Origin of the sequence: Croceimicrobium hydrocarbonivorans (assembly GCF_014524565.1) — a bacterium.
In the GTDB taxonomy this organism is placed as follows: domain Bacteria; phylum Bacteroidota; class Bacteroidia; order Flavobacteriales; family Schleiferiaceae; genus Croceimicrobium; species Croceimicrobium hydrocarbonivorans.
Window position 1 is genome coordinate 3,736,488 of the sequence record NZ_CP060139.1, and the last position, 11,546, is coordinate 3,748,033.

At 44.6% G+C, this 11,546-nt stretch carries 6 protein-coding genes; all 6 read left to right on the forward strand.

The genetic code is table 11. The features are described from left to right. Positions 1–38: 38 nt before the first annotated feature. The 6 genes from H4K34_RS16795 to H4K34_RS16820 all read left to right on the forward strand — a co-directional run bounded on the left by H4K34_RS16795 (position 39) and on the right by H4K34_RS16820 (position 11,524). Positions 39–752, forward strand: a complete 714-nt coding sequence (locus H4K34_RS16795; RefSeq protein WP_210758542.1) for a toxin-antitoxin system YwqK family antitoxin — start codon at positions 39–41, stop codon at positions 750–752. Further along, positions 753–1,937, forward strand: coding sequence for a tRNA 2-thiouridine(34) synthase MnmA (gene mnmA, locus H4K34_RS16800; RefSeq protein WP_210758543.1), 1,185 nt, complete (start codon positions 753–755; stop codon positions 1,935–1,937). It begins immediately after the preceding gene. Positions 1,938–1,940: 3 nt separating this feature from the next. Beyond that, complete coding sequence (locus tag H4K34_RS16805) at positions 1,941–3,512, forward strand: S8/S53 family peptidase (RefSeq protein ID WP_210758544.1); 1,572 nt, start codon at positions 1,941–1,943, stop codon at positions 3,510–3,512. Then, positions 3,509–4,453: an NAD(P)H-dependent flavin oxidoreductase gene (locus H4K34_RS16810; RefSeq protein WP_210758545.1), complete on the forward strand. Its 945-nt coding sequence runs from the start codon at positions 3,509–3,511 to the stop codon at positions 4,451–4,453. Before H4K34_RS16805 ends, H4K34_RS16810 begins: the two co-directional genes overlap by 4 nt. A 98-nt stretch (positions 4,454–4,551) precedes the next feature. Continuing rightward, on the forward strand, positions 4,552–7,953 hold the full coding sequence (locus tag H4K34_RS16815; protein WP_210758546.1) for a T9SS type B sorting domain-containing protein: 3,402 nt from the start codon (positions 4,552–4,554) through the stop codon (positions 7,951–7,953). A 166-nt stretch (positions 7,954–8,119) separates the two neighbouring features. Continuing rightward, entirely contained in the window at positions 8,120–11,524 is a 3,405-nt protein-coding gene (locus H4K34_RS16820; RefSeq protein ID WP_210758547.1) for a T9SS type B sorting domain-containing protein, read from the forward strand. Positions 11,525–11,546 lie beyond the last annotated feature (22 nt).

Consider the following 11,546-nt stretch of genomic DNA (forward strand, 5'->3'; position numbering starts at 1 on the left):
CTTTGAAGCATCCCAATTAAAGCTAGTATTTTTGTCCTATGAAGAAAATAGCACTGCTCTGCCTTATCCTTTTCCCCCTGATTATGCCAGGGCAAGAGAATCTTAGTCCTACTGACGCTCAAGGGCGTAGACATGGACTTTGGCAAAAACTTCACGATAATGGGAAGATTAGATATGTAGGTAGTTTTGATCATGGTACGCCTGTAGATACCTTCAAATACTATTTTGAAAATGGACAATTGCAAACTCTCAACGTCTTTAGAGGGAAGAGCGGTAATTGCATGAGTTTTCAATATGGTGAAGGAAAGATCTTGGCGGCTCAGGGATTATATGCCAACAAACAGAAAGACAGTGTTTGGACTTATTTCAATCAAGAAGGAGATGTGATTGCACGAATCACTTTTAAGAATGGAGTGCAGAATGGTCCAGCGATAAAATATCACACCAACGGTAAGCCAGCGGAAAGCGTTGATTATAAGAATGGCAAGAAATCAGGTCCTTGGGTGCAATATTATGAAAGTGGTCATATGATGTCGCAGGGCCAATATGTAGATGATAATCTTGAAGGTGAGGTTACTTATTTCTACTCTAATGGTAAGCCCCGATCGCGAGGGCATTATAAGGGAGGATTAATGGTTGGAACCTGGTATTTCTTTACCGAAGATTTAAAGTTGGATTACAAGGAGGTCTGGAAAAATGGCCGAAAAGTGGAAGGTCCTAAAGAGAAAAATAAAGAAGGAGGAGCAAATTAAATGGCTCGAGTAGTAGTAGGATTAAGTGGTGGAGTAGATAGCAGCGTAGCGGCTCATTTACTGCAAGAAGAAGGGCATGAGGTAATCGCCCTGTTTATGCGTAATTGGCATGACGAAACGGTTACCATTCATGATGAATGCCCCTGGATAGAAGATAGTAATGATGCCATGTTGGTGGCAGAAAAATTGGGTATTCCTTTTCAGGTTATTGATTTAAGTGAAGAATATAAGGAGCGCATAGTTGATTATATGTTCTCCGAATATGAGCAGGGCCGTACTCCTAATCCGGATGTATTGTGCAACCGGGAAATCAAGTTTGATGTATTCCTAGAGAAAGCGCTAAGCTTAGGCGCTGATTATGTTGCAACCGGTCATTATTGCCGGCGTGATGAAATTGAAGTAGATGGGAAAACGGTCTATCGACTTTTATCCGGACTGGATAACAACAAAGATCAGAGCTATTTCCTTTGTCAGCTTAACCAGGAACAATTAAGCAAAGCATTATTCCCAATTGGTCATTTACAGAAAAGTGAAGTGCGCAGAATTGCCACAGAACTGGATTTGGTAACGGCCGATAAAAAGGATTCACAAGGACTTTGTTTCATTGGTAAGGTACGCCTACCGGAATTTCTTCAGCAACAGCTAGCCCCTAAAAAAGGCCAGGTAATTGAGATTGCTGCGGGAACCGAAATCCCTAAAGATTTTAGCCGCTTACCCGAACAGAATGAATGGTCGGAAAAAGCGGCACCTTTTGCCTTTAGTGCTGATTTGGGGTCGGTTAAAGGCGAACATAGCGGAGCTCATTATTTTACTATTGGTCAACGCAAAGGATTGGCGATAGGAGGAACTCCGGAGCCCTTATTTGTAATAGGTACCGATACTGAGCATAATTTAATTTACGCGGGTCAAGGTGAGTCGCATCCTGGTCTGCGCAAAGAAGCCTTATTTGTAGCGGCCGATGATGTACACTGGTTAAGGGAAGATTTAAGCTTAAAATCAGGGGAACAGTCTAGCTACATGGCAAGAATTCGCTACCGTCAATCACTTTTTCCCGTGACCTTGCATGCCACGGATAAGGGACTGTATGTTTTATTTGAAGAAGCCCAAAAGGCGGTAACTCCCGGACAATTTGTAGCCTGGTATCAAGGTGAAGAATTAGTGGGTTCCGGTGTAATACAATTTTAAAGAATGATTCGAAATTTATTCCTGCTACTGGCGATAGTAAGCCTAAGCCCAATAGCCGAGGCTCAGTCCTACAGAGTGTTTTTTACCGATAAAGGATCCAGTGAGCATTTATTGGAGCATCCCGAATTGCTATTGAGCGAAGCAGCTTTGCTGCGTAGGAGTATGCAAGGCATTGCAATTGATCACAGCGACTTGCCAGTGGCTCCAGAATACCTTAAGCAGATTCAAAGAATGGGAGGAGAGCTTAAAGCTCATTCTCGTTGGCTTAATTATGCTTTTGTAGAAGGCTTAAGTGCTCAAGATTTAGAAGCCTTGCCCTTTGTAAAACGCTTAGAATACCCCAAGAAACATCAAAGTTATTTGGCAGGCACACAAGCCCAGTTCGACTATGGTTTAGGAACCACTCAGGTGGAGCTTTTAAATGGAGATGCTCTTCATCAGGCCGGATATACAGGAAGAGGAGTTACGATTGCCGTTATTGATGCCGGTTTTACGGGGGCCCTGCAGGCAGCAGTTTTAGATAGTTTGAGGCAAAGCGGTCGTTTAATGGGCTCCTGGAGTTTTATTAATGGTGATACCAATGTTTATTCTGGTCAGGGTGGTCATGGAGCCTCTGTTTTATCAGTAATGGCAGCCTTGGACACCGGTGTATTTGTTGGAACTGCTCCCCACGCCAACTATTGGTTGCTGACCTCAGAGAACGTAAGTTCAGAAACTCCGGTAGAAATGGATCATTGGCTGATGGCCGCTGAATTTGCAGATAGCGTTGGTGCGCATGTTATTAATACCTCCTTAGGTTATACCACCTTTGATGATACTACCGATAATTTCGATTACAGTGATATGGATGGTAACACAACGGTGGTTACTCGTGCTGCGGATTGGGCCGCATCTAAAGGAATTGTAGTAGTTGCCAGTGCAGGTAACGAAGGTGCAGGTTCCTGGCAACGAATTGGAGCCCCTGCCGATGGGGATAGTGTTTTGGCAGTAGGAGCTACTGATGGCATGGGGAATTATGCCAACTTTAGCAGCCGCGGTCCTTCTTATGATTGGCGCGTAAAGCCCGATGTATCGGCTATGGGAGCAGGAACCACATTGATAAATATTGTGGGTCAGGTTTCCAGTGGATTTGGAACTAGTTTTTCATCCCCCTGTATTGCGGGTATGGCGGCCTGTTTAGTGCAAGCGAAGCCCAATGTGCATGGGGAGGAAATAGCTTGGAAAATTCGCCGCAGTGGCCATTTATTTTCGACTCCGAATAATACACTGGGATATGGTATTCCAGATTTTGAATTTGCTTTAAACATTGGTCTGGAAGAGGACCCGATGGCTTTAAAAGCCGAGGTATACCCTAATCCTGTTAATGATAAGGTATATATCCAGGGTGATTTTAATCGTGGTCAGAAAATTCAAATAGCTATTTACAATCAAGCCGGCCAACAGTTAATGGCGGTGGAGCGAAATTGGCAGAATCAATTGGAAATGCTGGATCTTGCGCAATTAAGTCCTGGAATCTATTTCTTGAATATCCATTCTGATTCCATGTCACATCAGCTTAAGCTTGTGAAGAAATGAAGAATAGAATAAAGGAATTATTCGGCATTGAAATCCCTATCATTCAAGCTGGAATGATTTGGTGCAGCGGTTGGGAATTAGCCAGTGCGGTATCCAATTCCGGTGCCTTGGGCATTATAGGAGCGGGATCCATGTATCCGAATATTCTGAGAACGCATATTCAAAAATGTAAAGCAGCAGTAGGAGGAAAGCCCTTCGCGGTGAATGTGCCTATGCTTTATCCTCAGATTGAGGAATTAATGGCTATCATTATAGAGGAGCAAGTACCGATAGTATTTACTTCTGCGGGTAATCCTAAAACTTGGACCGCTCATTTAAAGGAGAAGGGCATTAAGGTGGTGCATGTAGTGAGCTCACTGAAATTTGCCTTAAAAGCTGAAGCAGCGGGTGTGGATGCCGTTGTTGCCGAAGGCTTTGAAGCAGGAGGACATAATGGTCGCGATGAAACGACCAGTCTTGTTTTGTGGCCTATGGTAAGTCAAGCCTTGCAAATTCCTATGATTGCTGCCGGTGGCATAGCAAGTGGACAGCAAATATTAGCTGCTTTTGCTTTAGGAGCAGAGGCAGTTCAAATAGGTTCACGTTTTGTGGCCAGTGAAGAAAGTTCTGCCCATCAGGCTTTCAAGCAAGCTGTAATTGATGCCGAGGAAGGGGACACTATGCTTACCTTAAAGGAACTTGCTCCCGTTCGTTTGATTAAAAATGAATTTTTTCAACAGGTGCAACAGGCCTATATCAAGGGAACAACTAAAGATGAACTTCAACAAATCTTGGGAAGAGCCCGAGCAAAAAGAGGAATGTTCGAAGGTGATTTAATTGAGGGAGAGCTTGAGATTGGCCAGGTAAGTGGTATGATTAAGAATCTAAAACCAGCACGAGAAATCGTAGAAGAACTCTGGCAAGATTTCGAAAATCATAAACAAGCACTTCGCGAAATCTGAAACTCCTAAATAGCAGAGACTAAGGTAAATCAGGCATTTAATAAGTTATTCTTGCCAAGCCATCCGTTATAGAATATATTTGAAACAAATATTTTCGGATGTCTAAGTTTAAATTGTGGTTTATAGCCTTATTGGCAACCGCATCATTTACCAGTCAAGCTTCGCATTTATTAGGTGGAGAGATTTACTGGGAATGTACGCCCAGTGGACAATACATATTTACGCTAACTCTGTATAGAGACTGTACTGGTATTGCAATTCCTACTGGTACTCAAACCTTAACGGGGCCAGCTACTATTTCTTGTACTTATATCCCTGCACTTTCTGGTGATGTGTCGCCGGATTGCCCGAACACTGCTTTGGACTTACAATGTTCTTCCGGTGATGATGGTGCGATTGAAAAAGGGGTGTACCGCAGTTCACCCGTAAGTTTAAATGGTATCCCACCTGCAGGTGGATGGGAGTTTGCTTGGACCTCCTGTTGTCGCCCTACTTTGGAGAATACCAATGCTTCAGGTTATTATCTACGTTCTAAAATGTATCCTTATACTCCTCCGGGTTCCAGCCAACCCTTAAACACGAGTACCTGTTATGACAATAGCCCAGTATTTGCACAGGATGCCAATGCGGTAACCTGTCCTAACTTCTTATTTGAGTTTAACCACCTTCCTGCGGATAAGGATATTGATAGCTTGGTGTTTGATTGGGGGCATCCTTGGGATGCGGCTAACAGTAATATTATTTTCAGTACTGGATATTCTCATGTTGCCCCATTCCCTGATGGAACTGAAGACCCTAATAATGGACCTAATACCTTGGACCCTTCTTCTGGAGAGATCACTGCCTTGGCTAATAACCCCAATGATGGTTGGTATGCTTCCTGTGTGGTAATTAAGGAATACCGTTGTAATCAGTTGATTGGTGAGGTATATCGAGATGTGCCTTTGTATTATCTGGATGCCGTGGATTGCCCAACCAACCCGAGTACTCCTTCTGCGGAGATCGATACGTCGATTTATCAGAACGTGCAGCGTAGCGGTAATGTGTATCGCATTCGTACCTATCCTCAGGATACGGTTCAGTTTAGAGTAGTAGCCCGAGATTTAGATCAGTTTGCCAATGGTTCTTTCCAGCAGATTTGTATGAAAGCGGGCGGACTGCAATTGAACAGTGATAACTACGCCAGTAACTCTGGCTGTAATGGAGCAGCACCTTGTGCAACCTTAACCTCTTTCAACTCTACCGGAACCTATTGTAGTGTAATCCAGAACACGGTTGAGTTCTTTTGGGTACCTGATTGTGTGCACTTGAACTTTGGTGGTTGTGGAACGGCATCGAATACCTATTTCTTTACCGTACGAATGGAGGATGATGGTTGTGCCGCACCGAAAGTAGGTCTTGCGACGATTATCGTAGAAGTAATTGCGGGTGATCCGACCCCTCCGGGACTAAGTTGTACGGATGTTCAGCAAGATGGCTCGATCCGCTTGGGTTGGAGTCAGCCAGAACTGGATAGTGTTTTAGAGTTCAACTATTATCGTATTTATGGATCCTCCTCTCCTGGAGGCCCCTGGACAGTAGTAGACAGTATTCCTCATTATGATACCTTGAGCACCGTCGTTGCGTCTCAAGGGAATGTGAGCTACTTCTATATGGAGATGAGTACGGGTCCATGTGACTTTATCTCATTACCGAGTCAGGTAGTATCAACGATGACGATGACCATGACGGCGATACCACCCAACAGCCCAGAGATCGCTCAACTGAGTTGGACACCCTTAAATGGTACGGGCTTAAACCCGATCCGCGGTAATATCTACGAAGTATGGGTAGAAGCCCCGGAGGGTAGTGGCAACTGGCAAAAGATAGGAGAGACTACCAATACCAGCTTTACGGATACCGTAAGTGTTTGTGATATGTTGGTGTCCTATCAAGTGCGTGTACCAGATACAGTAGTGGGTTGTTATTCCGGCTCTAGTCAAGATACGGGCCGCTTCCAGGATCGCACGAATGTGTCAAATGTTAGCCTGGGTCGCGTATTGGTAAATCAGAACAACAAAGCGATGGTAGAGTTTGAGTCTACCCAGTTTGAAGATATCGTAGAGTTCTATTTATTCTATAATGATCCGCAAAATGGCTGGGTGATAGTAGATACGATCGATGCGGGAACAGCTATGCCTTACGAATGGGCAGACTCGGATGCGGGTAGCCATTCAGAGCAGTTTAAGATCGTATCGGTAGACAGTTGTGGGAACCAGAGTGATGATTTAGCGGTAAGTCCTTACAATACAATTTACCTGCGTAACTATCTGAACAAATGTGAGGGTTATTCCCGCATCAGCTGGAATGCCTATAAAGAGTTCCCTAATGGGGTGCATGAGTACCGCGTATGGGTACAAATTACCGAGCCCGATGGCACAGTGATTCCTCCGACTATCTTATTTACTGCCAGTCCAACGGATACGAGCTTCCGTCAGAATGTGATTAGGAAGGATTATGAGTATTGCTATGTGATAGAAGCTCGAGATACGATCGCGAACTTAAGCTCTACTTCGAACACAGTATGTGTAGAAGCGGCAGTGCCACAGCAATCGGAGCAGTTGTACATCGCTAAGGTGACCAATGATCCAAGTCGTAACTCCTTAGACATTAGTATTTACATTGATGGTCAGGCGGATGTCCGCAGCTTCCAGATCCAAAGAGCGCCCGAGTACTATGGACCTTATCGTACGATAGCAACAGTAGGTAAGCCAACGGCTCCTCCTTATATCATCTCTTTCCAAGACTTTGGCGTAGAGCCCAGTAAGTTTAATTACTTCTACCGTGTAACGGCAACCGATAGCTGTGGAGGCTATGATACCATTAGTAATATCAGCTCAAACATGAAGTTGGAGGTAAGAGCAGCAGAGGATGTAACCAATCGTTTACGCTGGAACGCCTACTTCGGCTGGGGAGGCTATGTAGATCGATATGAGATTTACCGTCGTCCTGCAGATGGCTTTAACTGGGAAAAGGTAGGTGAGAACGTAACCATTAATGGTCGTCAGGATACCACTTGGATCGATTATGATATTGCCGATTTAGTGAAGGCTGATCCTACTGCCGGTGAATACTGTTATTATGTGAAAGCTGTAGAAGGAGGGAACCCACAAGGTATTGTTGATAATCAGGGTAACCCGATGACAGCGATCTCCAATCAGTCCTGTGCTCAGCAAGAAGCGAAGGTATACTTAGCCACGGCTTTCCGCCCAGGAAGCTCGATAGGAGAGAACCAAACCTATGGACCATCCATGCGCTTGAATGAGGTAGAGAACTACCACTTCTATATCATGAACCGTTGGGGAAAGAAGGTATTTGAGACCAATAATCCTGAGGAAAGATGGGATGGAAGTTATGAAGGTAATGATGCACCTCAAGGTGTGTATATCTACTATATTAAGTTCCAAACTCCTGGTGGATCCGAACAAGAAGAACGAGGGAATCTAACCCTGGTTCGATAGTGATCCAAAATATTTGAAACAAGAAAGGCTCCTAATTCAGGAGCCTTTCTTGCTTTTAAGGAATTAGTCAATTTATGCGCTTTAAATGTTTAGAAGGGCACCTTTACTAATCCACCCTTCCATATTAATTATTTGAAAACTATTTTCGAGGAAATTTTTCATGGGCATGAACTGGATCAAATCTATCCTCTTTTCTGTACTAGCAATTTTGTTTGCGGGTAACTTGCAAGCATCGCACCTTTTAGGAGGGGAAATTTACTGGGAATGTACGCCCAGTGGACAATACATATTTACGCTAACTCTATACAGAGACTGTACGGGAGCTAACATTCCTACTACTCCGCAGTCTCTATCAGGCCCTGCTAATATTATTTGTAATTATATACCCGCACTTTCTGGTGATGTGTCTCCCGATTGCCCGAACACTGCTTTGGACTTACAATGTTCTTCCGGTGATGATGGTGCGATTGAGAAAGGGGTATACCGTAGTGCACCGGTAAGTTTAAATGGTATCCCACCTGCAGGGGGCTGGGAGTTTGCTTGGACTTCCTGTTGTCGTCCTTCTTTGGAGAATACCAATGCCTCTGGTTATTATCTACGTTCTAAAATGTATCCTTATACTCCTCCGGGTTCGAGCCAACCTTTAAATACGAGTACCTGTTATGACAATAGCCCAGTATTTGCTCAGGATGCCAATGCAGTAACTTGTCCTAACTTCTTATTTGAGTTTAATCACCTTCCTGCGGATAAGGATATTGATAGCTTGGTTTTTGACTGGGGACATCCTTGGGATGCGGCAAATCAAAATATTACTTTTGGGACTGGCTATCAATACACGGCACCCTTCCCTGACGGAAGTGAAGACCCTAATAATGGACCTAATACCTTGGACCCTTCTTCTGGAGAGATCACTGCCTTGGCTAATAACCCTAATGAAGGCTGGTATGCTTCCTGTGTGGTAATTAAGGAATACCGTTGTAATCAACTGATTGGTGAGGTATATCGAGATGTACCTATTTATTATCTGGATGCCGTGGATTGCCCAACCAACCCGAGTACTCCTTCTGCGGAGATCGATACGTCGATTTATCAGAACGTGCAGCGTAGCGGTAATGTGTATCGCATTCGTACCTATCCTCAGGATACGGTTCAGTTTAGGGTAGTAGCCCGAGATTTAGATCAGTTTGCCAATGGTTCTTTCCAGCAGATTTGTATGAAAGCGGGTGGACTGCAATTGAACAGTAATAATTATGCTTCCCAAACGGGCTGTAATGGTGCGGCACCTTGTGCGACTTTAACCTCTTTCAACTCTACCGGAACCTATTGTAGTGTAATCCAGAACACCGTTGAGTTCTTCTGGGTACCTGATTGTGTGCACTTGAACTTTGGTGGTTGTGGAACGGCATCGAATACCTATTTCTTTACCGTACGAATGGAGGATGATGGTTGTGCTGCTCCTAAGGTAGGTCTGGCTACGATCATTGTAGAAGTAATTGCGGGTGATCCGACCCCTCCGGGACTAAGTTGTACGGATGTTCAGCAAGATGGCTCGATCCGCTTGGGTTGGAGTCAGCCAGAACTGGATAGTGTTTTAGAGTTCAACTATTATCGTATTTATGGATCCTCCTCTCCTGGAGGCCCCTGGACAGTTGTAGACAGTATTCCTCATTATGATACCTTGAGCACCGTCGTTGCGTCTCAAGGGAATGTGAGCTACTTCTATATGGAGATGAGTACGGGTCCATGTGACTTTATCTCATTACCGAGTCAGGTAGTATCAACGATGACGATGACCATGACGGCGATACCACCCAACAGCCCAGAGATCGCTCAACTAAGTTGGACGCCTTTAAATGGTACGGGCTTAAATCCGATCCGCGGTAATATCTACGAAGTATGGGTAGAAGCCCCGGAGGGTAGTGGCAACTGGCAAAAGATAGGAGAGACTGCCAATACCAGCTTTACGGATACCGTAAGTGTTTGTGATATGTTGGTGTCCTATCAAGTACGCGTACCAGATACAGTAGTGGGTTGTTATTCTGGCTCTAGTCAAGATACGGGCCGCTTCCAGGATCGCACGAATGTGTCAAATGTTAGCCTGGGTCGCGTACTGGTAAATCAGAACAACAAAGCGATGGTAGAGTTTGAGTCTACCCAGTTTGAAGATATCGTAGAGTTCTACTTATTCTATAATGATCCGCAAAATGGCTGGGTGATTGTAGATACGATCGATGCGGGAACAGCCATGCCTTACGAATGGGCAGACTCGGATGCGGGTAGCCATTCGGAGCAGTTTAAGATCGTATCGGTAGATAGCTGTGGGAACCAGAGTGATGATTTAGCGGTAAGTCCTTACAATACAATTTACCTGCGTAACTATCTGAACAAATGTGAGGGTTATTCCCGCATTAGCTGGAATGCCTATAAAGAGTTCCCTAATGGGGTGCATGAGTACCGCGTATGGGTACAAATTACCGAGCCCGATGGCACAGTGATTCCTCCGACTATCTTATTTACAGCCAGTCCAACGGATACGAGCTTCCGTCAGAATGTGATTAGGAAGGATTATGAGTATTGCTATGTGATAGAAGCTCGAGATACGATCGCGAACTTAAGCTCTACTTCGAACACAGTATGTGTAGAAGCGGCAGTGCCACAGCAATCGGAGCAGCTGTACATCGCTAAGGTGACCAATGATCCAAGTCGTAACTCCTTAGACATTAGTATTTACATTGATGGTCAGGCGGATGTCCGCAGCTTCCAGATCCAAAGAGCGCCCGAGTACTATGGACCTTATCGTACGATAGCAACAGTAGGTAAGCCAACAGCTCCTCCTTATATCATCTCTTTCCAAGACTTTGGCGTAGAGCCCAGTAAGTTTAATTACTTCTACCGTGTAACGGCAACGGATAGCTGTGGTGGCTATGATACCATTAGTAATATCAGCTCTAACATGAAGTTGGAGGTAAGAGCAGCAGAGGATGTAACCAATCGTTTACGCTGGAACGCCTACTTCGGCTGGGGAGGCTATGTAGATCGATATGAGATTTACCGTCGTCCTGCAGATGGCTTTAACTGGGAGAAGGTAGGTGAGAACGTAACCATTAATGGTCGTCAGGATACCACTTGGATCGATTATGATATTGCCGATTTAGTGAAGGCTGATCCTACTGCTGGTGAGTACTGCTATTATGTGAAAGCTGTAGAAGGAGGGAACCCACAAGGTATTGTTGACAATCAGGGTAACCCGATGACAGCCATCTCCAATCAGTCCTGTGCTCAGCAAGAAGCGAAGGTATACTTAGCTACGGCCTTCCGCCCAGGAAGCTCGATAGGAGAGAACCAAACTTATGGACCCTCCATGCGCTTGAATGAGGTAGAGAACTACCACTTCTATATCATGAACCGTTGGGGTAAGAAGGTATTTGAGACCAATAACCCTGAGGAAAGATGGGATGGAAGTTATGAAGGTAATGATGCACCTCAAGGTGTGTATATCTACTATATTAAGTTCCAAACTCCTGGTGGATCCGAACAAGAAGAACGAGGGAATTTATCCTTAGTTAGATAATATTTATTTAGTGCGAATAAAT